22 protein-coding genes and 1 riboswitch are annotated in these 24,832 nt (G+C 55.8%); of the genes, 9 read left to right on the top strand and 13 right to left on the bottom strand.

Annotation, left to right across the window (positions count from 1 at the left end):
* Nucleotides 1-93: 93 nt before the first annotated feature.
* Together NST69_RS00520 and NST69_RS00515 are read right to left on the bottom strand one after the other, a co-directional pair.
* Nucleotides 94-1,128, bottom strand: coding sequence for an EAL domain-containing protein (locus tag NST69_RS00520; RefSeq protein WP_342548218.1), 1,035 nt, complete (start codon nt 1,126-1,128; stop codon nt 94-96).
* 208 nt (nt 1,129-1,336) lie between these two features.
* Complete coding sequence (locus NST69_RS00515; RefSeq protein WP_339221824.1) at nt 1,337-1,756, bottom strand: pyridoxamine 5'-phosphate oxidase family protein; 420 nt, start codon at nt 1,754-1,756, stop codon at nt 1,337-1,339.
* Nucleotides 1,757-1,915: 159 nt separating this feature from the next.
* On the opposite strand from NST69_RS00515, the gene NST69_RS00510 reads away from it, so the two are divergent.
* The 6 genes from NST69_RS00510 (at nt 1,916) to NST69_RS00485 (ending at nt 8,007) form a co-directional block, all read left to right on the top strand.
* On the top strand, nt 1,916-3,094 hold the full coding sequence (locus NST69_RS00510) for an MFS transporter (RefSeq protein ID WP_209877382.1): 1,179 nt from the start codon (nt 1,916-1,918) through the stop codon (nt 3,092-3,094).
* Between the two features lie 48 nt (nt 3,095-3,142).
* On the top strand, nt 3,143-4,594 hold the full coding sequence (locus tag NST69_RS00505; protein ID WP_340956526.1) for a hypothetical protein: 1,452 nt from the start codon (nt 3,143-3,145) through the stop codon (nt 4,592-4,594).
* 72 nt (nt 4,595-4,666) lie between these two features.
* Nucleotides 4,667-4,777, top strand: a riboswitch (TPP riboswitch).
* Nucleotides 4,778-4,926: 149 nt separating this feature from the next.
* Entirely contained in the window at nt 4,927-6,000 is a 1,074-nt protein-coding gene (locus tag NST69_RS00500; protein WP_036732815.1) for an ABC transporter substrate-binding protein, read from the top strand.
* 51 nt (nt 6,001-6,051) lie between these two features.
* Nucleotides 6,052-6,345 (top strand): MTH1187 family thiamine-binding protein, encoded by a 294-nt coding sequence (locus NST69_RS00495; protein WP_036732817.1) that lies wholly within the window; start codon nt 6,052-6,054, stop codon nt 6,343-6,345.
* A complete protein-coding gene (locus tag NST69_RS00490) occupies nt 6,342-7,103 on the top strand; it encodes an ABC transporter permease (protein WP_209877388.1) in 762 nt (253 codons plus the stop codon). The genes NST69_RS00495 and NST69_RS00490 overlap by 4 nt, the downstream gene beginning before the upstream one ends.
* A gap of 79 nt (nt 7,104-7,182) precedes the next feature.
* Nucleotides 7,183-8,007, top strand: coding sequence for an ABC transporter ATP-binding protein (locus NST69_RS00485; RefSeq protein ID WP_235192090.1), 825 nt, complete (start codon nt 7,183-7,185; stop codon nt 8,005-8,007).
* A 311-nt stretch (nt 8,008-8,318) separates the two neighbouring features.
* Here the strand turns inward: NST69_RS00485 and NST69_RS00480 are convergent, their stop codons facing one another.
* The 8 genes from NST69_RS00480 to NST69_RS00445 form a co-directional block, all read right to left on the bottom strand.
* Nucleotides 8,319-8,921 (bottom strand): response regulator transcription factor, encoded by a 603-nt coding sequence (locus NST69_RS00480; RefSeq protein WP_209877390.1) that lies wholly within the window; start codon nt 8,919-8,921, stop codon nt 8,319-8,321.
* Complete coding sequence (locus NST69_RS00475; RefSeq protein ID WP_342548217.1) at nt 8,918-10,075, bottom strand: sensor histidine kinase; 1,158 nt, start codon at nt 10,073-10,075, stop codon at nt 8,918-8,920. The genes NST69_RS00480 and NST69_RS00475 overlap by 4 nt, the downstream gene beginning before the upstream one ends.
* Nucleotides 10,076-10,078: 3 nt before the next feature.
* The gene (locus NST69_RS00470; RefSeq protein WP_342550052.1) at nt 10,079-10,816 is read right to left on the bottom strand and encodes an ABC transporter permease; all 738 of its coding nucleotides are present in this window, start codon (nt 10,814-10,816) and stop codon (nt 10,079-10,081) included.
* Nucleotides 10,816-11,727, bottom strand: a complete 912-nt coding sequence (locus NST69_RS00465; RefSeq protein WP_342548216.1) for an ABC transporter ATP-binding protein — start codon at nt 11,725-11,727, stop codon at nt 10,816-10,818. Before NST69_RS00465 ends, NST69_RS00470 begins: the two co-directional genes overlap by 1 nt.
* 275 nt (nt 11,728-12,002) lie before the next feature.
* Nucleotides 12,003-12,590 carry a TetR/AcrR family transcriptional regulator gene (locus tag NST69_RS00460; protein ID WP_342548215.1) on the bottom strand — a complete coding sequence of 196 codons (588 nt, stop codon included), beginning with the start codon at nt 12,588-12,590 and terminating at the stop codon, nt 12,003-12,005.
* A gap of 109 nt (nt 12,591-12,699) precedes the next feature.
* Nucleotides 12,700-13,962, bottom strand: a complete 1,263-nt coding sequence (locus NST69_RS00455) for a prolyl oligopeptidase family serine peptidase (protein ID WP_342548214.1) — start codon at nt 13,960-13,962, stop codon at nt 12,700-12,702.
* A gap of 1,225 nt (nt 13,963-15,187) precedes the next feature.
* The gene (nfsA, locus tag NST69_RS00450; protein ID WP_342548213.1) at nt 15,188-15,940 is read right to left on the bottom strand and encodes an oxygen-insensitive NADPH nitroreductase; all 753 of its coding nucleotides are present in this window, start codon (nt 15,938-15,940) and stop codon (nt 15,188-15,190) included.
* 142 nt (nt 15,941-16,082) lie between these two features.
* A complete protein-coding gene (locus tag NST69_RS00445) occupies nt 16,083-17,426 on the bottom strand; it encodes a PLP-dependent aminotransferase family protein (RefSeq protein WP_342548212.1) in 1,344 nt (447 codons plus the stop codon).
* 208 nt (nt 17,427-17,634) lie between these two features.
* Between NST69_RS00445 and NST69_RS00440 the strand changes: the two genes are divergently transcribed.
* Nucleotides 17,635-18,573 carry a DMT family transporter gene (locus NST69_RS00440; RefSeq protein WP_342548211.1) on the top strand — a complete coding sequence of 313 codons (939 nt, stop codon included), beginning with the start codon at nt 17,635-17,637 and terminating at the stop codon, nt 18,571-18,573.
* A gap of 240 nt (nt 18,574-18,813) precedes the next feature.
* On the opposite strand, the gene NST69_RS00435 is transcribed toward NST69_RS00440, so the two are convergent.
* From NST69_RS00435 to NST69_RS00425, 3 genes are all read right to left on the bottom strand, one after another.
* Nucleotides 18,814-21,270 (bottom strand): heavy metal translocating P-type ATPase, encoded by a 2,457-nt coding sequence (locus NST69_RS00435; RefSeq protein WP_342548210.1) that lies wholly within the window; start codon nt 21,268-21,270, stop codon nt 18,814-18,816.
* A 118-nt stretch (nt 21,271-21,388) separates the two neighbouring features.
* Complete coding sequence (locus NST69_RS00430; protein WP_342548209.1) at nt 21,389-21,589, bottom strand: copper ion binding protein; 201 nt, start codon at nt 21,587-21,589, stop codon at nt 21,389-21,391.
* 295 nt (nt 21,590-21,884) lie between these two features.
* On the bottom strand, nt 21,885-22,232 hold the full coding sequence (locus NST69_RS00425; protein ID WP_036732850.1) for a metal-sensitive transcriptional regulator: 348 nt from the start codon (nt 22,230-22,232) through the stop codon (nt 21,885-21,887).
* 268 nt (nt 22,233-22,500) lie between these two features.
* Between NST69_RS00425 and NST69_RS00420 the strand changes: the two genes are divergently transcribed.
* Nucleotides 22,501-24,021 carry an MDR family MFS transporter gene (locus tag NST69_RS00420; RefSeq protein ID WP_036732853.1) on the top strand — a complete coding sequence of 507 codons (1,521 nt, stop codon included), beginning with the start codon at nt 22,501-22,503 and terminating at the stop codon, nt 24,019-24,021.
* Nucleotides 23,999-24,589, top strand: a complete 591-nt coding sequence (locus NST69_RS00415; protein WP_342548208.1) for a PadR family transcriptional regulator — start codon at nt 23,999-24,001, stop codon at nt 24,587-24,589. The genes NST69_RS00420 and NST69_RS00415 overlap by 23 nt, the downstream gene beginning before the upstream one ends.
* The last annotated feature ends 243 nt before the right edge of the window (nt 24,590-24,832 follow it).

Genomic DNA, 24,832 nt, shown 5'->3' with positions numbered 1-24,832 from the left:
ACCGTCCTTTCTTCCTTCCAAGTGACATCACAAATCCCCGGATACCGGCAGTCTTGAGGTCTGCCGGTATCCGGGGAGAATGATCCTTGCTGTTCAGGCCGTAATTCCGAACCTTCCCGGAGGCTTCTCCTCCGGCAGCCCGAACAGATAGCCTTGTCCCAAATCCATACCGAGATCACGGCAGACCAGGAATTCCTCACGGCGTTCAATGCCTTCAGCCAGCAGGCTTGCACCGAATTCTCCGGCCCTGGAGATTATCTCCCTAAGCATCCGTTGCTTCCCCTCATCCCGGTCACAGAAGCTGATCAGACTGCGGTCAACCTTGACATAATCCGGCTGGAGGAGGGACATCAGCTCTAGCGTGGAGTAGCCGGCGCCGACATCATCCAGCGCAACCCGCATCCCCTGCTGGCGGTATTCGGCGAAGATGGCGCGCAGATGGGCAATATCGCTGATCTGCTCCGTCTCCACTACTTCAAATACATAGTCCTCCGGGTTCTGGTCCAGCCTCCGGATCGCCTCGAAGGTATGCGTAAGACAATACTTGGGATTATAAATAGAAGAGGGCAGGAAGTTAATGAACCGCTTGATGCCCTTAGGCAGCAGCTTACTGCCGGTCTCGATCGCCGAGATCCGGGCGGCCCGGTCAAGGAAGGAATGAAATCCTGTCCGCCGGGCAATCTCAAACAGCTCATAGGGCTGAAAATAACTGCCCTGGGGCAGCGGGCGCAGCAGAAATTCAAAGCCGACAATCTCCTCGCTGAAATTCACAATCGGCTGCATGTGGCTGCAGAAATCATGGCTCATAATGATGGACACCAGATTCTCGTTAGCGAAGCGGACCTTCAGCTGATCGAAGGTCAGCCACCGTTCCGGAGCCGCAGGGGCACCTTTGCTCTTAACGCACACGGATAAGGAGTCCGCTATGTCCTTAGCCGCCACCAGCATTTCTATAAGCTTCAACAGCTCTTCCTTACGATGATATGGAATGATACAGGTCTTGCTTGTCTCAAATACTTCATAACCGGCATTCCGGATGGCAGAAGCCAGCGGATCAGAGCAGGGGCGGAGCTTCAGCTCCCCTTGATCCTCTATCGGGTCGATGTCAGCACAATCAACACAGTTCATGGCAATCCCCTCCGCCTCATGATGTCGATAACCTGAGGTCATTATAGCATGATTCCTCCGGCACAATCCGAAAAGCAGCAGCAGAAAGGGCCCCCTATGAACCATGAAGGTTCCTAAGAGGCCCGGATTGCCGGACTATATAGTACTTAGGCTTAGGCGGAACTTATCCGTTACCGGCCACTGCCATCCTTTTACCGGAGACAACCGCTTAAGACTGCCATACCCCGTGCTCACCGTTCTTGCCCATATATTCAATCCGCGAAGGGGACAGCTCAAGAATGACATAATCGGGATCATCCGGTCCCTTGAACCATTTCTCCAGGGACTCATTCCATACCTTAGAGCGCAAGCTATCATCCTTCGTCACAGCAACTGTAGCTTCAATCTCCAGTACATCCTTGCCGCCGCCCTGTTCATAGCCAAGCAAGAGACTAGCATTTGGATTATCCTGAAGCTCTTCTACCTTATGAGTCTTGCGGTTAGTTGCCAGATAGATGGACAGTCCGTCATGAAATATCGCCATGTAACGAACCTTAGGTTTGTTACCGGCCTCAATCGTGCCGAAGGAACCGAACCTGTTGTCGTCCAGCACCTGTATGATTGTTTTCTCCAGCTCTTTGTTATCCATTGACGTCACAGCTCCCTTCAAATTCATGTGAATATAAGTTTATATATTCACGTCCACGGTTTGGATTTATGATTAACCTGTGCCTAATATAGTGTACCCTTCCCGTTCATTCTGAATCCCGCCATCTGTTCATAAATTGATTCATAAGGAGTCTTATTCTTGAAAAAACTAATCTGGATCGGCTGTCTCTCCTATTTCGTAATCGGCCTCGCCCATGTCGTCCTGGGCTCCATTCTTCCGGTGCTGCTCCAGCATTATGACCGCAGCTACAGTGCAGGGGGCGAGCTGATCTTCAGCCAGTTCGCGGGCTTCCTGGCCGGCGTACTGGTCTCGCCGCTGCTGAACCGGCGGTTCGGCAAGCGCGGCGGCATTCTGATTGCCACCGGCCTGCTGCTCTGTGCCGAGATTGCCTACGCCTTCCTCCCGCCCTGGGGCTGGATGTACGTAATTGCCGTAGCCGCAGGGTTCGGCTTCGGGATGATCGAAGCCGTCATCGGCACGATTATTATTGCCGCAGTCACCGAAGGAACGGCGGTTGCCATGAGCCGGCTGGAGGTGCTGTTCGGTGTCGGGGCGCTGCTCATGCCGCTGGCGGCCAGTCCGCTGATTGCCGCCGGGCAGTGGAGGCTGGCCTTCCTGATCGTTGCCGCCTTCTCCCTCCTCTCGCTGCTCTTCTGGGCGAAGAGCAGATTCGGCCCGCTGGACAGCGCGCTGAATGAGCGGCCTGCCCGCCCTGACCGCGCTGCGGCAGCGGGAACCACCAGACGGTTGTCCTTGCCCTACAAGGGCAAGCAATGGGTGGTGCTTGGCTTGTTCATTCTGTTCTTCTTTCTCTATGTAGGCACTGAGATGAGCCTGGTGAATTTCATGCCGGCGATCTTCATCGCGAAGCTGGGCATGAGCGAGGCCGCGGCTGCGCTCACGGTGACCTTCTTCTGGCTTGCCATGTCGGCAGGCAGACTGTTCGCCGGTGTCATCGCCGAGAAGATCTCCTACCGCATCTATGTGCTCGTCAGCTGCTTTGCCGCTTTGCTGCTGCTTATTATTTTCCCGTTCGCCGGTCACCGGCTTGCCGCCTTTGCCATCATCCTGCTGCTTGGCCTGTTCATGTCCGGCATCTTCTCCATCGCGCTGGTCTTCTCCAGCAAGCTGCTGCCCGGCGCGGAAGAATCCACGCCCAGCATTATGATCGCCTCCGGCGGAATCGGCGGCGCGGTGCTGCCGCTGCTGACGGGCTGGTCCATGGATCATCTGCAGATCGCCCAGACCTCGGGACTTTTGGCCGCTTTTGCCGCGCTGTTATTCGTGCTGAGCGTAACCGCCTGGAGAATCGGGTAATTGTATACAACAAGGTCCATATTCTGTGAATAAGGATGGAACCCACACATGGCTGAACTGCATTCCGAGCCCACTCTGCATACCGCCTTGCTGCAATTCATTTTCCCCTTCTCCATCAAGGCCGAGGTCGATGAAGAGCTGATTGAGAGTTTACAGAAGGATGGATTTACGCGTTTTTTTCTTGAGAACAAGGAACTGGAGCATGCCTATTACGGAGAGAACCACTGTGTATCCCATGAGAAAATGGAGCGCAGCTATCTTCCGTTTGCCGCCCATGTCTTGTTTCCGCATGAGAAGGACAGGGATTCCTTCCGCCGCTTTTCCCGGGTGAGTGATCTGCTGTGCGGGCTGCAAATGCCCTTTCAGACGGTTCCCTTCCGCGTGCTGTCGACAGATGTGTTCCTCTGCCCGTTCGAGCTGGGCTTCCTGACGGTAAGAGTGGCTATTGAGGAAGAGAATCTCCCCTTCAGCATGGTGCTCGAATTCGCCGACCGGTTCCGCAACCTGGAGGATGTAAGCGTTCAGGATGAGCATACCTTCATCCATTGTCATAAGAAGTCTTTTGCCCGGGTGGAGGACTTCGTGTTCAGGCATCTGGCAGCCGGGCTGGAGCCGTATCTTGATCCTGCGGAGACCAATGGCAATTATTTCGAGACCCTGCCCTTCTTCGTCGATGAACGGATGCTGGTGCAGGCCTTCTACGGCGTTAATCTCCCTGAGGACGAGGAAGAGATCAGTGTCGAAATGCTCTACCGTGCCTCTCAGGTGGATGGTCTGACCATCGACGGCAGCCCCTACATGAGTGCAAGTGATCCGGATTATATCAAGCAGTACACCCGGGAGCATTGCTATAGCCGCTGGGGGCCGGACACCTACTATATGACCAATGAGCAGACCTTCTGCTGCGTGAGCCGGGCGAAGCCGGAGATTGCCGCAGGCCTGATCAGCCAGATGTACGGCGAATATTATTACGGAATGCTGCTGAGTATTTTTCATAAAATCGTGCTGCTGAAGCTCGCCAACCTTCACTCCCGGCTGCGCATCAACCACGATAACGACGAGATCGAGAATCTGATCTTCCTGATCAACAAATTCTCGGCCAAATTCTACTTCCTGGAGCTGATTTCACAGTCGCAGGGGCGGGAGATTTTTTTTCAGCTGCGTAAGGTGTATGGCAATGATGCCCTGTTCGATGAGGTGAAAATGACCCTGAATGACCTGTTCCAGTACCAGGACAAATTCCAGGCCAAGCGGCGGGATACGCTCCTGATGGTGCTCACCGTGTTTACTGTCATCAGCGGAATATACGGGATGAATCAGGTCATCGAGGATCTGAAGGGCCAGATTGACTGGAGCAAAATGCTGGAGTACTCCGCGTTCGAGTATCTGGCTCTGTTCCTGACCTTCTCGGGGATCACCGTCAGTGTCGGCTTAACGCTGAGAGAGATCTGGAACGGCATCCGCAGCCGCCGCAAGAAGCGGCATTATACGAGGGATTAAGACACAGAGGGTGGACAATGTCGAAGCTGCCGTCTATAATACACCGTAAGAACATAGCAATACCCGTGAACTTTATAGAACCAGGGGTGCTGGAATTGGCCGGCTGAGATTGTATCCCACAAGATACTGACCCTTATACCTGATCTGGATAATGCCAGCGTAGGAATCTTCATTCGGCACAGTGCCTTAAGCGGTACTGAAGCTGAATTCCCCTCACGCAAGTAACTGGCGTCCCGATCTTCGGGACGCTTTTTTGATTATATGGATGTACAGGAATAGGGTTTCTGTAAGCTCTGAAGACCAGGGGTTGCTGGAAGGAGAGAAAAAGAGAAATGGGAGTCAAAAAAACAGTAATGCTGCTGCTCAGTTCCATGCTGGTTCTCACGGTCGCGGGATGTGGCGGCGGGAACAACAGCGGCAATGCGGGGGCCAGTGCACCTGCTGCCGGGAACAGTACGGCTGCACCTGATGCAACCGCAGCTGCACCCACGGATGCACCTAAGGCGCTGACCCCGGTCAAGATTGCCCTGGACTGGACGCCGAACACGAATCATACCGGCCTGTATGCAGCCAAGGAGCTGGGCTATTACGCGGAGGAAGGTCTTGACGTACAGATTGTACAGCCAGGCGCTGCCGGGTCTGATACAATGGTCACTTCCGGCGAAGCCCAGTTCGGCATCAGCGCCCAGGAGGCGCTGACCCTGGCCCGCCTGCAGGATGTGCCGCTGGTGTCGATTGCTGCAATCATTCAGCATAATACCTCGGGCTTTGCGGCTCCGAAGGACCGCAATATTAAGACGCCGAAGGATTTTGAAGGCAAAACGTACGGAGGCTGGGGCTCCCCTGCGGAGCAGGCTGCCATGAAAGCCATTATGGACCCCGAAGGCGGGGATGTCTCCAAGGTGAAGCTGGTGAATATCGGCGAAGCGGACTTTTTCACAGCCGTGAAGCGGGATATTGACTTCGCCTGGATCTTCTATGCCTGGACCGGGGTGGAAGCCGAACTGCGCGGGGAGCCGCTGGATATGCTGTATCTGAAGGATTACGCTCCGCAGCTGGATTACTACACACCGGTGCTGACCACCAGCGAGAAGGAGATCGCCGAGCATCCTGAAGTGGTGAAGGCCTTCCTTAAGGCTACGTCCAAGGGGTATCAGTACGCTATCGATAACCCGGAAGAAGCCGCGACGGTACTGTCGGATGCTGTACCTGATCTGGACCCCAAGCTGGTGCTGGCCAGCCAGAAATGGCTTAGCCCGAAATACAAGGACGACGCCCCGCGCTGGGGTGAGCAGAAGCTTGAGATCTGGAAGAATTACGCCGACTGGATGTACGGCCTGAAGCTGCTGGATAAGCCGCTGGATGCGGAGAGTACGTTTACGAATGAATTTTTGCCGGAATCATAATGAACCCGCATGACGGGAATCTTATACTTAACTTGAAAGGAATGATTGATCATGGCTAACACACTGCTTAGCATTCAGGTAATTCCCAAGACACCGAACAACGAGGATTCCATCCCTTACGTGGACAAGGCTATAGAGGTGATTCAAAAGTCAGGCGTGAAGCATCAGGTGAATCCGCTGGAGACCACGATGGAAGGCGAGCTGTCCGAACTGCTGGATATTGTGCGTGATATGCACGAGGCGCTGATCGCTTCCGGCAGTCCTAGTGTCATCTCACAGATCAAGATCGCCCATAATCCGGGCGGCATCAGCATGGAGAAGCTGACGGAGAAATACCGGCCGTGAGAAGCACCTGGAAGCTAGTGTGGCCGCCCTTTGTGGCGGTCCTCTTTTTTGTCGGGATATGGCAGCTATCGGTCATGCTGTTCGACATCCCGGCTTACCAGCTGCCCAGCCCCGCGGATATTGCGCGTGAGACGAAGAACAACGCCTCCGGGATCTGGGAGCACACCGCCGCCACGCTGCGGCTGACCCTGATCGGCTTCCCGGTCGGCACAGGCATCGGCCTGCTCACCGCCTTGCTGCTGCATCTGCTGCCCTGGGTCAAGCGAGCGCTCTATCCGCTGCTGATTCTCAGCCAGAATGTGCCCTCCATTGCGCTTGCCCCGCTGCTGATTATCTGGTTCGGCTTCGGCCTGCTGCCCAAAATCATCCTGATCACCCTCGTCTGCTTCTTCCCTGTGGCTGTTGCGACCATGGGCGGGCTGACGCAAAGCGACCGGGTAATGCTGAATTATATGAAGATGGCAGGTGCAGGCAAGTGGCAGATCTTCACCAAGCTGGAGCTTCCCGGCTCGCTGCCCTCCCTGTTCTCCGGGCTCAAAATCTCCGCCACTTATGCGGTGATGGGCGCAGTGGTGGCCGAGTGGATCGGCGCCGACAAAGGGATCGGCTACTATATGCTGCTGCAGAAGTCCTCTTACCGTGCGGACCGGATGTTCGTGGCCATCGCTATTATCGTGCTGCTGAGTCTCGTATTATTCGCGCTCATTGCCCTCCTGGAGAGATGGCTGGTGCGCTGGAAGCCGCGCAAGGAAGCTTAATGCCACGGGAGGATATCCCAACACGGAAGTACTTATAATCAACTGAAGGAGGTTACGCGAAGTGTCTGAGCTTACGAGGATTGAACTGGAGAAGGCGGACGGAGACGGACGCCTGGGTACACGGAGTGTTCCGCCTGCGCTCGAAGTCAGCGGCATCAGCAAGTCGTTCAAGCACCGCCGCCGGGAGACACAGGTGCTGAATCAGGTGTCCCTGACCGTGGAGCCGCAGGAATTCGTCTCCATTGTCGGCCCGTCCGGCTGCGGCAAAAGCACACTGTTCCATATCATCGGCGGCCTTACGCTGCCGGATACCGGAACCGTCCGCATGAACGGCATCCCGGTGACCGGGCAGCGCGGCAAGATCAGCTATATGCCGCAGCAGCCCGCGCTGTTCCCGTGGCGCAGCACACTGGATAACGTCCTGCTTGGCGGCGAGCTGCAAGGCGCCCCGCAGCGGGAGGCGCGCGAGGCTGCGCGCCACTGGCTGGCGAAGATCGGCCTAGGCGGCTTCGAGCGGGCCTACCCGCACATGCTGTCCGGCGGCATGCAGCAGCGAGCCGCCTTCCTGCGGGCCATGCTCGCGCCGCAGGAGCTGATGCTGCTCGACGAGCCGTTCAGCGCGCTCGATGCGCTGACCCGCGAGCAGATGCAGCGCTGGCTGCTGGAGCTGTGGGAGGAGAACCGCCGCTCCGTGCTGTTCATCACCCATAACATTGAAGAAGCGCTGCTGCTCTCCACCCGCATCTATGTTTTCTCGGGGCGTCCCGGCTCCGTCCTCCACACCGTGGAGGTCCCGTTCCCGCGTCCGCGCCGCGAAGAGATCGCCGATTCGCCGGAGTTCCTCCGGATGCGGCGCCAGCTCTCAGAGTGGATGCGCGAGGAGCAGGCGAAGAGCCAGAGCTAAGTAACCACTCCGGCGGTATAACCTCCCCGTGTAGGGAGGTTATTTGCTATGTGCCCGCCAGCCTAATGTGATCGTTTTTTCGATTATATTCGGACCACGAGCTGCACCCAGTCCCATTATGGTCGGTTTTTCGATTACATTTGGCCTACGCGCTACCCACGGTCCCATTGTGATCAGTTTTTCGCTTACATTTGGCCTACGCGCTACCCACGGTCCCATTGTGGTCGGTTTTTCGATTACATTCCGCACACGCACCCCGCGCCAGCCTGATGTGTTCGGTTTTTCGCTTACATTCCGCACACGCCCTCCCCCTACATCCAGCCCTTGTCCTCCGCCAGCCGCACGGCTTCGATCCGGGTCTTGACCGCAAGCTTGCTGAGGATCTCCGAGATGTAGTTGCGGACCGTGCCATAGGAGAGGTGGAGCGCCGCGGCGATCTCTCCGGCGCTGCGGCCTGCGGCAGCCAGCTTCAGAATCTCCCGCTCCCGGTCCGAGAGCGGGTTCTCTTCACGCAGGCTGCCGAAGACCAGCTCGGGCGAGACCTCGCGGCCCCCGCCCATCACGCGGCGGATGGCATCCGCCAGCTTATCCACCGGCTCATCCTTCAGCAGATAGCCCTGAATTCCGGCCTTCACCCCGCGCTCGAAATAACCGGGACGGGCGAAGGTGGTCAGGATAATGATTTTGGTGCGGCAGCCCCGCGACTTCAGCAGCTCGGCCACCTCCAGACCGCTCATCAGCGGCATCTCAATATCCATCAGACACACATCCGGCTGGACACGCTCGATCAGAGCCAGCGCCTCCGCCCCGTCTCCCGCTTCGCCCGCTACCTCAATATCATCCTCCAGATCGAGCAGCGATGCCATCGCGCCGCGCAGCAGCCGCTGATCTTCGGCAATTATGATGCTGATCATGCCGTTTCCCCATCCTTTCCATCCTTAACTACTCTTGGTGTGACCACCGTCAGCCGGGTTCCCCCTCCGGGTCTCTGGGCAAGCGTCAGTGAACCGTCAATCAGGGCCAGCCGCTCGCCCATTCCCTTCATGCCATTGCCGTCCCGGCGATCCGTGCTCTCCGAGCCGCAGGCCTCTACCCCTATGCCGTTATCCTCCAGCGTAATCTGTACCTCGCCGGGTGTCATTACGATGCTGATCCGGCACTGGTCCGCACGGCTGTGCTTGACGATATTGGTCACGCCCTCCTTGATGCAGAGGCTGAGAATACTCTGCGTCAGATCGGATACGCCCGGCAACGCTGCATCCCCTTCTACCTCAAGCGCAATCTCGGCGCTGCGCAGCATCTCCGCTGCCTCAACCAGCTCTTCGGCAACTGAGACTGCACGCATCTCTGAGACCAGCTCCCGCACCTGGCGCAACGCGGCCCGCGAGGTCCGCTGGATCTCACGGGCTTCCGCCTGCGCCCGCTCGGGGTTCTTCACCACCATTTTCTCAATAAGCTGGCTCTTCAAGGTAATCAGTGACAGCGTGTGTCCCATCGTGTCATGCAGATCGCGGGCGATGCGCATCCGTTCCTCGCGCTTGATCATCTCTCTAATCACCTCATTGGCCTGATCCAGCTCCTTCTCCAGCATCCTCCGCCGGTTCATGGAGCGGATACCGAAGGGAGTAATCAGCATCATCAGCGCAAAGGGCACCATGAACAGCAATCCCCCCGTGCTGTACATTTGATCCAGGGACAGCAGAGCCAACGCGATCAGCATAGCTGTGAATATGGCCAAGGCCCGTCTGAACCGGCGCAAGTCGGTATACCAGCCGATAAAGTTGCTGGTGAAGAAGCCCATATACATGTTGTAGGGGCTATAGACTACGGTTAGCACGACAATAATCAGCATCTGCAGCCCCAGCCAGGCCGTATACGTTCTCTCTTCCGCCCAGTAGAGCTGGCGGTAAATCACCAGGAACAGCAGGAGCAGCGCCACTCCCCACATCAGCTTATAGCCGCTGTAGCCATCGAGATTCAGCACCGGGAACACCAGATAGAACAGCCAGATATAGGGGAAGAAGCCGAATCTTTTCGGAAATATCCGGAACTGCTTACGTGCCACCATGGATTACACCGCTTCCTGTTTTCGCCTTATATAGACCGATAATAACATAAATACAGCCAGGTAACCGAGCAGCAGCAGTACGGCCTTCCACGACGGGGAATCTCCCGCTACAATCGCCCAGGCTCCATCTCCATAATTGTAGGACGGCAGCCAGTGTCCGATCTTCTGCATCAGCTTAGGCATAATCTCCAGAGGCATCCACATGCCCCCGGCCACCGCCAGCCCCATATAGAGCACATTGCTCACCCCGCTGGCCGTATCCACCCGCTTCATGGACCCGATAATCGTACCCAGCGCCAGAAAAGGCAGAGAGCCCGCAAGCAGCCACAGTCCGCTAAGCAGCCACTGCGCTGCTGTCAGCGATACCCCGTTAATCAGGTACCCGGCTGCGAAAATGCACAGAACCGAGAACAGATGCATGATGCTCTGACCGAACATTTTGCCGAAAAAATATACCGAAGACGGCAGCGGAGTAATGCGGATAAACGTATTCCAGCCCTGCGTCTGCTCCTGCACCAGCCGGACGCCGAGGGTCATAATCGCCGAGCCCATCACGCTGAAGGCCGCCATCGACATCAGATAATGCGCCTGCCACTGCTTCGTATCGTCCGTCCCCGTATTCACCACCCGGGTGAAGATGAAGTAGAACATAATCGGCATGAGCAGCGACCAGAATACATAATAGGGATTGCGGATAATCCGCTGCAACTCTGCCTTGCACTGGGCCATCATAGGTTTCATCATACTGCCGCCTCCTCTTGATTCAGGGTCAATTGCTCGAACGCTTCATCCAGCTTCCCCTGGTCGATCCGTACATCCTGCACGGCCAGCCCGTTCACGAAAATAGCCCGCAGCGCCTCATCCGTATTCCCTGTCGACACATGCAGCCGTCCATCCTTCTCGTAGCAGCCTTCCACGGCTGGCAGCTCCAGCAATTGATCGCGCAGCAGCGCCGGGTCGCCGGACGCCAGGAAGGACAGCGACTTCTTGACCAGTCTCGCCTTAATCTCGTCCGGGCTTCCGTCCGCCGCCAGCACTCCCCGGTTGAACAGCAGAATCCGGTCCGCGATATCCTCCGCCTCCTGCAGATAATGGGTGCTGAACAGAATCGTCTTGCCCTGATCGGCCAGTCCCCGCACCCTCTCCCAGAAAAGCCGCCGCGCTGTCGTATCCAACCCCACCGTCGGCTCGTCAAAAAACAGCAGATCCGGGTTGCCCGCCAGCGCCAGCGCGAAGCTGAGACTGCGCTTTTGTCCGCCGGAGAGCTTCTCCGCATAGCGGTTCAGATCCGCCTCCCCTAGCCCCGTCGCCTGAAGCAGCACCTCCATCTCCATGGGCTGCGGATAATAGCTGCGGATCAGGGCCAGAAGCTCCCGGACCTTGAGCCGGTCCATGACACTGACCTCCTGGAGCATGGCTCCGGTCCGCTGCTTCACCCTGACGTCTGCCGGCTTAAGACCGAACACCTTCACGCTGCCCTCCGAGGGCTCAAACAAGCCCAGAAGCATTGCCAGTGTGGTGGTTTTGCCGGCTCCATTAGGGCCAAGCACCGCTGTGATCGAGCCGCGGCTAATCGTAAAGCTCACCTGCTTTACCGCCTGCTTCTCCTGGAAGCTGCGGCTCACATTGTTCATTTCAATGACATGTTCCATCGTGTATCCCTCCGTGTCCTTCTGCCCTCTTGGCTATATTGCTATAGTACCGGAGACCGGAGAGAAGCATCAGTATGGACTGTCACCGATTCAAAGTGACAACTGTCACCCGGGCAACAAGTGGAAACGGCTTTGCCGGTCTTTTAAAGGACGGTACCGTTTCAGCGAGAAATAGAAGGATAATTTATCATGTGAAACATATAAATTCTTATATTTAAATAAAGCGCTCCTGTCCACGATTCCGTTATCGTAGCAGGAGCGCCTCCGTGTGCATATTACTCAAACCTCAATTGCCCAATCGCCTGTTCCAGCATGCCGTTCAGCGTCTCCCCTCCGGGAGGGGCGCTTACCCAATGGAAAACCGCTGTGCGTATCGCTGCCATAAGCAGCGCGGCCAATAAATCCGGGTACAGGTCGAGCTTCACATCCTTGTGTGTACGCTCCGATATCACCTTGGCGAGCTCCCGCTCAATCTCGATCTCCACCTTCCGTGTCGCGCCGAACAATGCAGGATCATCGCGGAGGAGGACGATGCGTGCATACCACTGCCGGTCTGTAGTCTCAGCGAATCCGTCAAGCACAGCGGCGCGGATGGAGTCCTGAAGCGGTTCACCTAAAGGACGGCTGGCAAGGGTAGCCGCTATCCGCTCGGAACGCTGATAGGCATTGCCGACAATAGCAGCCTCTTTGGACGCAAAATAGTTATTGAACGTCCGCATGGAGACATTCGCAGCTGCGGCAATATCCTCCACCCGAACCTGACTGGCCCCTTTCTCCATGGCAAGTCTGCAGGCTACATCACTTAACGTCCGCCTGGTCTCTTCCTTCTTGCGTTCTCTCAAGCCCGGTTTCTCAGTCGTCATGTCCGTCTATGTCTCCATTCCTGTATATAGTCAATTCTATATGTAATCAAAGGCCTGCGGTGCTGAAAAATTCAGCACTACAGACCCTGTTATCATTCTGCGGAATGGTCTACTGCGCCACTGGAAGCTGAATGTTATAATCCAGCACCTCGTCCAGCCAGTCAAACATCACCTGATAGCTGAGCGGCAGATTGTTCAGTTGGCAATGCAGGTCGGCACCATCCTCTTCCGTCCCCTTGAATATCGCGTTCTTCTCATTCGGAGCCTTCTCGTAAGTGTCTATCGCTTGCCGCTGCATCTCAGGATGCTCTGCTTCCGAATACATGGAGAGCAGGGGACATTTGACGTCCTTCGGGTCCACTTCGATAGCTTCCCTGGCTACAGGATACCACTCGGCAATACTGTCGAAGCCGTGCGACCAAGCCGATCCGGCGAATAGAACCTGGCCGGTATAGGGCATCTTCTTGCTCTGCTCCGCCGCTTCTTCCGCGGTGCCCCGCAGGAATGAAGGCATCCCGCGTTCAATGAAGGACGCCATAGAGTACACCGGCGAGTTCGGCACTGCCGCAGCGAAGCGGTCGTCACAGCTGGCATGCACCATCGTCTTGGCCCCGCCATAGCTCATGCCGCTGACCACCAGCCGCTCAGGGTCCACATCCGGACGGGCCAGGACGAAATCCGTGGTGGCTCTGTAGACATTATGCAGCTCCTCGCGCGGGAAGTTCCGTGCTGTCGCCTCAGGCTCATAGAATCTGACACATACATCATAAGGAAGGTCTACGATCAGCGCGTTGTATCCCCGGTCAATAGCCGCTTGCCCTCCGAGAAAATAGGTATCTTCCTTGTGCGTCTCCCCGCCGTTATGGAAAATAATCGTTGGCTTAGGCGCATTCCCGTGCTCCGCCTTCAGGAAGCAGCCCGGGAACTTATACCCCTTGTACTCCACATCGACCCACTCATGGGGAATCTGCTCAGACTTCGCATCAAGCGCCTTACGGAAGCATTCCACACTTTTGCCGTGGTACCGAACGAAATCCGGTTCGCCGGGAAAAGCTCCATAGAAGGCTGCCCTGTAATACGAATGGGCACGAATGAATGCCTCACCGGCGCTGATCAGATGCCCTTTCTTCAGGCAGCGCTCTGCTGTTGCCTCGATTTTAACGGCTTCCTTCTCGAATTCATTCTTCCAGCTGGTCAAAGAGCCGGGATCGATGTTCCTTGCAAGCTTGAATACTTCCCCCTGTGCCACACCGCCACAGTGTACGAACGACAGCAGCCACTGGAACGTGAATTCAATGTCATCCCGATCAAAGAATACCTTGTGCGTCAACCGTGCAGCCACCTTTGTCTCTTGCCCATCTACCTGTACCATACCATTCTCCTCCTTCTCCAATCTATCCTTTCAAGATCATCCACAGCAGACACAGCCGCGAAGCGGAAGAGGGAATCAGGCTACGGCGCGATTCCGGGCCCGGGTGTTGGCGTCCAGCGAAATCCAACCTCTAACCAGATTTTAGCACTTTCCATATTTTTGCGCAACACGCAATATTTCTTTTAATGCAATTTTGCAATACGTGCAAAATAATCAAATGGGGGGATAGTATTCCGCTCGCTTCGGCTCCCTTACCTTCACTCGAACCCACTGCATTCGGTTTTCCGCATACATTCGCCCCGCTCACCCCCGCAGTTGCACATTGTATGTTGTTTTCGGCATACATTCGCCCCGTTCACCTAGCAATTGCACATTGTATGTTGTTTTCCACATACATTCGCCCTGCTCATCCTTGCAGTTGCGCATTGTATGTTGTTTTCCGCATACATTCGCCCCGCTCACCCCCGCAGTTGCACATTGTATGTTGTTTTCGGCATACATTCGCCCCGCTCATCCTTGCAGTTGCGCATTGTATGTTGTTTTCCACATACATTCGCCCCGCTCACCCCCGCAGTTGCACATTGTATGTTGTTTTCCACATGCATTCGCCTGGTCATCCTTGCAGTTGCGCATTATATGTTGTTTTCCACATACATTCACCCCTCTCACCCTTGCAGTTGCACATTGTATGTTGTTTTCCACATATATTCGCCCCGATCACACGCAGTAGCACATCTTGGCGACGTTCTGCCTATCTCTGACCAATTTTGATGGTTTTCACTCTCACCAACCGCTTGTATGGAGCAACATTGTTGCAGTTTTTGCAGGATTTCTCCAGACATCTTACTGGCTGCGGTGCAATGTTGCATCATTTGCAGGAATTTTGGTGTTTTGAGCAGGTTAGCTCTGACATTGTTGCATTTGGCGCAGGATTTCTGCATAGGCCGCTTATATTGGGCAGCATTGTTGCATTTCTTGCAGGAAATTTCAATATTTGTTACTGGCTGCGGCGTATTGAGCCTGCGTACCTTCGCGCCAGACCACTATGTTCGGTTAATACGAAAATAAAAGTCGGGATGCGACTGATGCACCCGACTTATTTTCATTCCTGGGGGTGACAAGGCCTCTGTCTTGTCATGCCTGTTTTTTTCGCATACATTCGCCCCGAGCCCCTCCAATCCAAAAAAAGCCTCCCCCGCGACCACGGGGAAGGCTCACCAAATCTCTACCTCTGCATGAATCCCTTGCTAAGCAGGAATTCCTTCATGTGCAGCCGGGCAGGCTGAGCCAGCCGGCCGGCCATCATCTCCGACCAGGAGGCTGCGCTCTGACCGCCGGTACGCTCGCGCATATAGTCGCTGGAGATGGCGTCGTACACGCGGGCCTGTTCCACTGCGGCTTCGGCATTGTAGCCGTTATGATGCAGCACCGCTGCCTGCGGCAGGCGCGGGCGGATGCCGTTCACGGCGGCCGGATACCCGAGGCACATGCCGAAGACCGGATAGACCAGCTCTGGCAGGCCGAGCAGCTCAGATACCGCGGCGATCTGATTGCGGATGCCGCCGATGTAGACAATGCCCAGGCCGAGCGATTCTGCCGCAACGGCAGCATTCTGCGCGGCCAGCGCCACATCGACAGTCGCTACAATCAGATTCTCGGCCGTGTCCTCATAGGACGGCTTCCCCTCCAAATGCGGAGCAGACGCTTCCCGCAGCCGGTACAGATCCGCACACCAGACCAGAAAGACCGGGCACTGCTCGATGTACGCCTGATTGCCGGATAAGGCAGATAACTGGCCTTTCAGTGCTGGCTCCGTTACAGCAATTACTGTGTACGCCTGGACATTGCTGGAGGTCGAAGCCATCTGCCCCGCTCCAATCACTGCTGCCAGCAGTTCGTCACTGACCGGCTTGTCCTGGTACTGGCGGACAGAGGTATGACGGTTCAACAGCTCAAGGGTTTCATTCGTGGGTTTCATTATCATCCCGCCTCTCTTCACTCCTATATAAGCCTATTATGATCCCATTTCGTGGCTCAGACAACAAGTGGGGCTTCCTTCCAGCCTCTTCCTCCCTCTTTCGACTCTTTCGACTCTTTAGCCTCTTCCGCCTCTAAGGCCTTTACCACCCGCTCCCCCGCTTCACCTCCTGGACTATCGCCCGGATTCCCTCATCAATCTGCGTAAGCCCCACCCGGGAAATACTGATGCGCAGGAATTTGTCCCGGGTCTGGTAACCCGGCAGATAGAAGCCGTTCCCCGGCACCACGTGGATCTTCCGCCCGGCCAGGCGCTTGACCAGACGCTCCAGGTTGACGGTGAGCGGCAGCTTGAACTGGATATAGATGCCGGAGCTGTCCGCAGAGGCTTCGATGATGCCGTCCGTATTATGCCGCCCAAGCGCTTCGTATACCGCGCGGATTTTTTTGGCGTACATGGCTTTGATCTTGTGCCTGTGATGCCCGTACATCCCGTTCTTGATGTATACCTCAAGCGCAGCCTGCGACAGCAGCGAGGTATCGGTGTAGCCTTTATAGGAGCGGAAGGTCTCCAGCAGCGGCTGCGGCACCACCACCGCACCGAGCCGGAGGCCCGGGAAGATGATTTTGGAGAAGCTTTTGAGATAAATGACATGGGAAGTCTGGTCATACGCATAGATGGGGTCATAACGCCGTCCGATCCCCAGATCCGCCATATAATCATCCTCGGCGATGTAGACATCGTATTTGGCTGCCAAGCCGGCAATGGCCTTGCGTTCCTCTGTGCTGTACGTTGTCCCAAGCGGATTGTGATATCTGGGCATCGTATAAAAAAACTTGAATCTCCCGCTGGCGAACCGCTCCTCCAGCTCCTGCAGGTTGATGCCCGCCGCCGAACGCCCGATTCCGCTCACCGGCAGCCCCTCAGCCTCCAAATACCGCAGATAGATATCATATCCCGGCTGTTCTACCAGAATCTCCGTCCTGCCGCCGGGAAAAGGCATTCTGGCCAGTATCTCCAGCGCCTGCTGAATCCCCGAGGTAATCAGGATCGACTCCGCCTTGGTGAACACCTGATACTCCGCCAGATGCGACACCAGGGTGCGGCGCAGCGTCTCCAGCCCCAGGGCATCGCCATAGGTGAACAGATGGTATTTGTACTGGTCAATCGCCTTATTGAGGCAATGCTGGAAGTCCAGGTACGGAAAAACGTTCAGATCCGGCGAAGCCGAAGCAAAATCAACCGCCCCTTCATCCCCCGCCGCTGCCGAATCGTCACTCTTGTCCACCATGTAATAGCCGCTCTGCGGAATAGAGTAGATCGTATGCGTCCGCTCCAGCTCCCCGTAAGCCTTCAGAATGGTACTGACGCTGCAGCCATAGATTTCTGAAGCACTGCGCACAGACGGTAGCTTATCCCCGGGGCGGTACTGCCCTTCCTTCATCTGCCGCTCCAGCTCTGTGATCACCTGATGATACTTGTTCATCGCCCGCCTCCGTTCGCCGTCATTACCATGCTATGCCTTGTATTTTATCCTATTATTCTTCCCTTATTATATAGGGATCGCTGCAAACTGTACCGGTACAGTTAAGGAAACCTTGTATTGTTGGTGTACGCCTTTTCCTTTAATTTTAAAGTAATAGATCGAATGTTTACAGCATCCAATCTTCACTAACCTACAAGGAGATGTACCCATGCACAAACAAGGACTCAAGCTGGCCTACAGCTTCGCCGTACTCAATGCGGTCATTATCGGCTTCTCCTTCCTGTTCACCAAAGTGGCGCTCGTTCATGCCGGGCCGTCGGACACGCTGACCTTCCGGTTCGCCGCCTCTTTTGCCGTCATGTCGGTTCCGGTCGCCCTCGGCTGGGTCAAGGTTTCCTACCGGGGCAAGCCGATTGGCCGGGCCCTGCTGCTCGCCGCGATGTACCCGCTCGGCTTCTTCACCCTGCAGGTCTTCGGACTTCAGCGCGCCACCTCAGCCGAGGGAGGCATCCTCTATTCGTTCACTCCGGTGGTGACGATGATCATCGCTGCGATTTTCCTGAAGGAGAAGACCACCCTGCTGCAAAAGCTGTGCATCTTCCTCTCGGTGTTCGGCGTGGTATTCATCTTCGTCATGAAGGGAAGCGGCATTCAGCTGTCTAATATGACCGGGATTGTGCTGCTGTTCATGACTTGTCTCGCTTTTGCCGGGTACAGTGTGCTGGCCCGCTCTCTCTCCAGCCACTTCAGCCCCGCTGAGCTCAGCTACCTGATGATGGGGGTCGGCTTCGCCACCTTCCTGATCATCTCGCTCACCGGTCATACAGTCAGCGGGACGCTCGGGGATTTCCTGAATCCGCTGGGAAGCGCAACGTTTGTCCTGTCCGCCGTATATCTTGGGGTCGTCGCCTCGCTGGTCACAACCCTGACTTCAACCTATATTTTATCCAAAATCGAGGCCTCACTCATGAGCGTGTTCACTAATCTGTCCACCATCGTATCCATTGCAGCCGGAGCGGTCTTCCTGGGTGAGCAGATCACGGTCTATCACTGGATCGGATCCTTCCTGATCATCGCCGGGGTCATTGGCACGAACCTGCTTGGCCGGAAAAAGACCGCTGCGGCTTCCGCAGCAGCCAGCGAATAGAGTAGCTTAGACTTCATTCGCCTATCCATTCAGCTTCTTCGATAACAAGTGGAAACGGCTTTGCCGTCCTTTTAAAGGACGGTACCGTTTCAGCGAGAAATAGAAGGATAATTTATAGAGTAAAACATATAAATTCTTATATTTAAATAAAGAATCGCCGGCAGATACTCGCCGGCGATTCTTTGAGTTGCGGCCTTCCGTCCGCCCGGATGACTCCGGCTGCGGCAGGCCGCATGATTCTTACAGCTTGACGCGCTGTAAACGCAGCGCGTTCAGTACAACCGACACCGAGCTGAAGGCCATCGCGGCTCCGGCCAGCCAAGGCGCCAGGAAGCCCAGTGCCGCAATCGGGATTCCGATCGTATTGTAGGCCAGCGCCCAGAACAGATTCTGCTTGATATTGCGCATGGTCTTGCGGCTCATCAGGATCGCATCCGGGATACTCATCAGATCGCCGCGCATCAGCGTAATATCCGCCGCCTCCATCGCCACATCCGTGCCGGTGCCGATCGCCATGCCTGTATCCGCGGTCGCCAGCGCCGGAGCATCGTTGATGCCGTCGCCGACCATAGCCACCTTGACCCCGCCGCTCTGGAGCCTGCGGATCTCTTCCGCCTTGCCCTCAGGCAGCACCTCCGCCAGAACGGTGCGGATGCCCGCCTGATCCGCAATCGCCTGGGCCGTAATCTTGTTGTCTCCAGTAATCATGACAACGTCGATGCCCATGGCATGCAGCCGGGATACCGCCTCACGGGAGGTCTCCTTGATGGTGTCAGCCACGGCAATCACTCCCGCTACCGCATCATCGACAGCTACCAGCATCGCTGTTTTTCCTTCCTGCTCCAGCCTGGTCATGATCCCTGTCCACGGCCCGATATCCAGCCCGTTCTCCACCATCATCCGCCGTGTGCCTACGCTTACCTTCTGGCCGTCCACTACAGCCGACACCCCGCGCCCCGGTACCGCCTCGAACTGGCCCGCAGGCGGCAGGTCGATTCCTCTGCCCTGTGCTCCAGCCACTATGGCCTCCGCCAGCGGATGCTCCGAGAGCTTCTCCGCAGCCGCTGTAATCGACAGCAGACGATTCTCGGCAAGCACCCTGCCTTGAGTCTCATTTCCGGCAGTCGCTATAATATCGGTCAGCACCGGCTTACCGTTGGTCACCGTTCCCGTCTTATCCACTACCACAACCTTGACGCCCTGCGCAGCTTCCAGATGCTCCCCGCCCTTGAACAGGATGCCGAACTCGGCGGCCCGGCCGGACCCGGCCATAATCGAGGTTGGTGTCGCAAGTCCCAGTGCGCATGGACAGGCGATGACAAGCACCGCAATGGCTTTCTCCAGGGCCTCCGCGAACTGACCGGGCGCTCCCCAGATATACCAGACACCAAAAGTTACAGCAGCAATACCGACCACAATCGGCACGAAGATCCCAGAGATGACATCGGCAACCCGCTGAATGGGCGCCTTCGAGCCCTGCGCTTCCTCCACGACTCTGATGATCTGTGCCAGCGCCGTATCGCGGCCGACCTTGCGGGCTTTGACCCGCAGCATTCCGTTCTTGTTGAGCGTGGCTCCGATAACGGAATCCCCCGGCTTTTTCTCTACCGGCATACTCTCGCCCGTGAGCATAGATTCATCGACGGAGGATAGCCCCTCTACGACTTCACCGTCTACAGGCACCTTCGTGCCGGGCTTCACCAGCACAATATCGCCGATCACTACATCCTCGACGGGAATACTCAGCTCTGCACCGTCCCGCAGCACCAGCGCAGTCTTGGCCTGCAGCCCCATCAGGCTGCGGATCGCATCTGATGAACGCCCTTTGGCCAGCGCCTCAAACCATTTGCCCACCAGAATCAGCGTGATCAGCACCGCGCTGGTCTCGAAATACAACTCCACGGTATGGTTCATCTCGCTCATTTTCAGGGAATCGATCGTCAGGTACAGGCTGTAAAAATAAGCCGCAGATGTGCCCAGCACCACCAGCACATCCATATTGGCACTGCCGTTCTTCAGCGCCTTATAGGCGCTGACATAGAACTGCCAGCCGATCACGAACTGAACCGGGGTAGCCAGCACAAGCTGGAACCAGGGATTCATGAATAGCTCAGGCGTCCAGATCCAGGTTGTGAACGAGAAGTGGCCCGCCATGGCCCAGAGCAGCGGGAGAGACAACAACGCGGAGAGCATCCACTTATTCCGCTTGCGTGTAATCTCTTCGCTGCGCTGCTCCGCGATATCCTTCCGGTCCTGCTTAAGCGCCGCCTTATAGCCGATGCTGCTCACCTTATCCATTATCTCAGCGGTACTGATATTACCCGGCGAGTACTCCACATGCGCGGTCTCCAACGCCAGGTTCACATTGACCGCAGCAATCCCCGGCATCCGTCCCAGCACCTTCTCAATCCGTGACGAGCAAGCCGCACAGGTCATTCCTGTGATATCGAAATCCGCCGACTCCTTCAGCGTATCGTAGCCAAGGGAACGAATCTTCTCTTCAATCTGCGGCACATCCAGAGCCGCCGGGTCGAAGCCCACCGTAGCCTGCTCCAACGCCAGATTGACATTCGCCCGGGTCACCCCCTCCATGCGGGACAAACCCTTCTCGATCCGCGCCGCACAGGCGGAGCAGGTCATGCCGGTAATCTGCAGCGTTGCCTGCTGCTGCGGGGCGGACTCTGCACTCTTTTCCATCCTCATGCACCTCCACATACCCCCAAGGGGTATATTTATTTTGAAAAGAAAAGGCATTGGCGCCCGGCCCTGTACCCCAGGGTTCCCTGCTCCAAGCCCTTATATTACAACCCTTAGCTTACACTACGTCGTAGCCCTGATCTTCAATAGCAGCCTTGATCTTATCCAGGCTTACCGTATTCTCATCGAATTCAACCGCCACCGTCTTCGCCGGCAGATCCACCTTCGCCGCAGCGCCTACGCCGCTAACAGCCTTCTCTACAGCACTTACACAATGACCGCAGGACATTCCTTCAACTTTCAGTGTTACATTCGACATTTGAATAACCTCCCAATGTTATTTAGCATTTGCTTAATTGTAAGCGAATGCTTGGTCTTTCGGCTCCTCATATGCCTGAAGAGTTTGATCTTGAGAAAATAACAATAGATGATAGTAACGGAGGGGAATTTTGAAACTGCAGGAGCGCCAGCGACCGCCTTTGTCCACGGATTTCTACCGCTACGGCGGTATCAATCATGAAATCTGTGGACAACAGCGGCCGAAAGTTCAAAATTCACCGCAGTTACGACCCGCATCATTGAATTTAGACCTTCAAACTCAACAGGCCCAACCTCTATTTCATCAGCTTGTTCACCGTGACCAGCAGCTCATCAATCACCTCATGCTCACCGGCTTCGATCCGTTCGATAATGCAGCTCTTCATATGGCCTTCAAGCAGCAGCTTGCCGACACTGTTCAGGGCCGCCTGCACCGCCGCCAGCTGATTCAGCACATCATCACAGTAGGTATCGCGTTCAATCATGCCTTTCACACCGCGGATCTGCCCTTCAATCCGGTTCAGCCGGGTCGTCAGCCCATTCTTGAATTCCGGGGAATGATGACTCTTGCGGTCGCCGGAAGCAGAAGAATGGCAGGCTTCGGCGCAATCTTGTCCGGCAGGGTCCTTCTCATTTGTAGACACAGGAATCAGCCTCCTTATGTACCAATATAATATACCCCCCATGGGTATGTCAAGACCTTAGAGGACAAGTGCCCTCCGCCCCTCCTTCAGATATTTTGCCCTATTGCAGCTGGAATAAAGGACCGGCCGATAAGGAATACCAAGTACACGCATGCAAGTTCCCAAGCAGATGCCAACCCGTCTGTCATCCTGAAAAAAACAATTGCCACCCTATTCAAATTTGAATATAATAAAATTCCATTGAATTTTAAACATAAAGGAGCTTAACATGCACACCAAAGAAAGTAATCTCAAGCTCGTCATTGTCGGACTGCTGCTGGGCATTCTGATGTCGGCCATGGATAATACCATTGTTGCCGCAGCTATGGGCACGATTGTGTCCGATCTTGGAGGACTGGATAAAATCGTCTGGGTCACCTCTGCTTATATGGTCATGGTTATGGCCGGCACCCCGATCTTCGGCAAATTGTCCGATATGTACGGGCGCAAGCGGTTTTTCATCTTCGGGCTTATCGTGTTCCTGATTGGCTCCGCCCTGTGCGGAACGTCGGCGAGCATTACCCAGCTCAGTATTTACCGTGCGATTCAAGGGATTGGCGGCGGTGCACTGATGCCGATTGCCTTCACGATTGTCTTCGACATCTTCCCGCCTGAGAAAAGAGGCAAGCTCACCGGACTCTTCGGCGCTGTCTTCGGGATCTCCAGTGTGATTGGGCCTCTGCTTGGTGCTTATATCACCGAATATATGAGCTGGCACTGGATTTTCTATATTAACCTGCCCATCGGGATTGTCTCGTTCTTCCTTATTATGACCTCCTACAAGGAATCCATATCACATTCCAAGCAGCGGATTGACTGGGGCGGCGCCTTCACCCTGGTGGCGGGGATTATCTGCCTGATGTTCGCCCTGGAGCTTGGCGGTAATCAGTATGCCTGGGACTCTGCGGTCATTCTCGGACTGTTCGCTGCGTTCGCCGTGCTTCTGATCGCCTTCATTGTCATTGAAAAATTCGCGGCAGAGCCGGTCATCTCCTTCGCCATGTTCCGGGGGCGCCTGTTCGCAACCAGCAGTATCCTGGGGCTGTTCTATGGTTCGGCATTCATCGTAGCAACGGTATATATCCCGATCTACGTCCAGGGGGTATACGGGGGCTCGGCCACCAACTCTGGCCTGATTCTGATGCCGATGATGATCGGTACCGTAATCGGCAGCCAGTCCGGCGGCCTGCTTACCACCAAAACGAGCTTCCGCAACATCATGCTGCTGTCAGCAGTCTGCTTCGTAGGCGGGATCTACTCCCTCAGCACATTGACCCCGGAGACCTCCCGGATGGCGCTTAATGCCTTCATGGCCCTGACCGGCTTCGGAGTCGGCTTCTCCTTCTCCGTGCTCAGCCTGTCTTCGATCCAACATTTCGACATGCGCCAGCGCGGCTCGGCAACATCCACCAGTACCTTCATGCGCTCGCTCGGGATGACGCTGGGGATAACGATCTTCGGCATCATCCAGCGTAACCGCTTCGCCTCCGAGCTTAGTACAGCCTTCGGAGACAGCGGCCAGGCCGCTTCCTTCGGCGACCCGCGTTCCGCGTTGACGCCCGAGGCCAGAGCGCAGATTCCGCCGCCTGTCCTGGAGAAGATTACGAATTCATTGTCTTCGTCGATCTCGCATACCTTCTTGTGGGCCATCGTTCCGGCGGTGCTTACAGTGGTCTTCGTCCTGCTGATGCCGAAGGACCGTCTGCTGCCGCAGGGCAGCCAGCACGGTGCAAATCAAGGTCAGCGGTAAGCCCATGCCGATGAAGCTGCTGATTCTGGGACTCCTGCTGGAGCGGGATATGCATCCCTACGAGATTACCCTGGTCATGAAGGAACGCTCTATGGATCAAGTCATCAAGCTGCAGACCGGTTCCTTATATTATGCCGTTGACAAGCTGGCCGCAGGCGGCCATATCGAGGCGGTAGAGATTATCCACAGCCCGGACCGGCCGGATAAGACCATCTACCGCATTACGGATGAAGGCAAAGAATTGATGGAGCAGCTCATTCTCCAGCAGATTAAAAAAAGTGATCCACCCTATCATCCGCTGTACATGGCCCTGGCCCTCGCGCGTCATATCGACCAGGGCAAGGTGGCGAAGCTGCTGGAGGAACGCATCCGGGAGGCGGAGCATCAGGTGAATTATGCCTACCAAGTATACGAGGAGCATATCTCCATCGTGCCCCGCTCGGTGCTGCATATGATGTACGGCAGATATGAGCATAGCCAGACCGAGCTGAAATGGCTGAAGCGCCTGTATGAGGATGTAGCCGTCCGCAAAATGAATGATATCGGCAGACCGATTATCGCAGACTAAAAGAAGTAGATAGCCGATGTGATTGTTTAGCGAAGACGATATGTGTTTATTAGCAAGTGGAAACGGCTTTGCCGACCTTTTAAAGGGCGGTACCGTTTCAGCGAGAAATAGAAGGATAAGTTATCGTGTGCAACATATAAATTCTTATATTTGGAGCAAACCGCTGGCGAGCGGCTTGGGCATCCGGCTGTACTACAGTTTGTATTCGTGCGGTGTGCCGGCCCCGCCCTGGCGGATACTCTG

Source organism: Paenibacillus sp. FSL P2-0089, assembly GCF_038595095.1.
In the GTDB taxonomy this organism is placed as follows: Bacteria; Bacillota; Bacilli; order Paenibacillales; family Paenibacillaceae; genus Paenibacillus_AQ; species Paenibacillus_AQ silagei.
This window is presented reverse-complemented; position numbering and strand designations above follow the sequence as displayed.

Coding starts and splice junctions, on each gene's coding strand:
- NST69_RS00435 (WP_342548210.1), bottom strand. CDS start 21,270: ATGGAAAAGAGTGCAGAGTCCGCCCCGCAGCAGCAGGCAACGCTGCAG.
- NST69_RS00500 (WP_036732815.1), top strand. CDS start 4,927: ATGGGAGTCAAAAAAACAGTAATGCTGCTGCTCAGTTCCATGCTGGTT.
- NST69_RS00455 (WP_342548214.1), bottom strand. CDS start 13,962: ATGGTACAGGTAGATGGGCAAGAGACAAAGGTGGCTGCACGGTTGACG.
- NST69_RS00520 (WP_342548218.1), bottom strand. CDS start 1,128: ATGAACTGTGTTGATTGTGCTGACATCGACCCGATAGAGGATCAAGGG.
- NST69_RS00515 (WP_339221824.1), bottom strand. CDS start 1,756: ATGGATAACAAAGAGCTGGAGAAAACAATCATACAGGTGCTGGACGAC.
- nfsA (WP_342548213.1), bottom strand. CDS start 15,940: ATGAAACCCACGAATGAAACCCTTGAGCTGTTGAACCGTCATACCTCT.
- NST69_RS00465 (WP_342548216.1), bottom strand. CDS start 11,727: ATGGAACATGTCATTGAAATGAACAATGTGAGCCGCAGCTTCCAGGAG.
- NST69_RS00430 (WP_342548209.1), bottom strand. CDS start 21,589: ATGTCGAATGTAACACTGAAAGTTGAAGGAATGTCCTGCGGTCATTGT.
- NST69_RS00475 (WP_342548217.1), bottom strand. CDS start 10,075: ATGGTGGCACGTAAGCAGTTCCGGATATTTCCGAAAAGATTCGGCTTC.
- NST69_RS00470 (WP_342550052.1), bottom strand. CDS start 10,816: ATGAAACCTATGATGGCCCAGTGCAAGGCAGAGTTGCAGCGGATTATC.
- NST69_RS00440 (WP_342548211.1), top strand. CDS start 17,635: ATGCACAAACAAGGACTCAAGCTGGCCTACAGCTTCGCCGTACTCAAT.
- NST69_RS00445 (WP_342548212.1), bottom strand. CDS start 17,426: ATGAACAAGTATCATCAGGTGATCACAGAGCTGGAGCGGCAGATGAAG.
- NST69_RS00460 (WP_342548215.1), bottom strand. CDS start 12,590: ATGACGACTGAGAAACCGGGCTTGAGAGAACGCAAGAAGGAAGAGACC.
- NST69_RS00420 (WP_036732853.1), top strand. CDS start 22,501: ATGCACACCAAAGAAAGTAATCTCAAGCTCGTCATTGTCGGACTGCTG.
- NST69_RS00505 (WP_340956526.1), top strand. CDS start 3,143: ATGGCTGAACTGCATTCCGAGCCCACTCTGCATACCGCCTTGCTGCAA.
- NST69_RS00480 (WP_209877390.1), bottom strand. CDS start 8,921: ATGATCAGCATCATAATTGCCGAAGATCAGCGGCTGCTGCGCGGCGCG.
- NST69_RS00495 (WP_036732817.1), top strand. CDS start 6,052: ATGGCTAACACACTGCTTAGCATTCAGGTAATTCCCAAGACACCGAAC.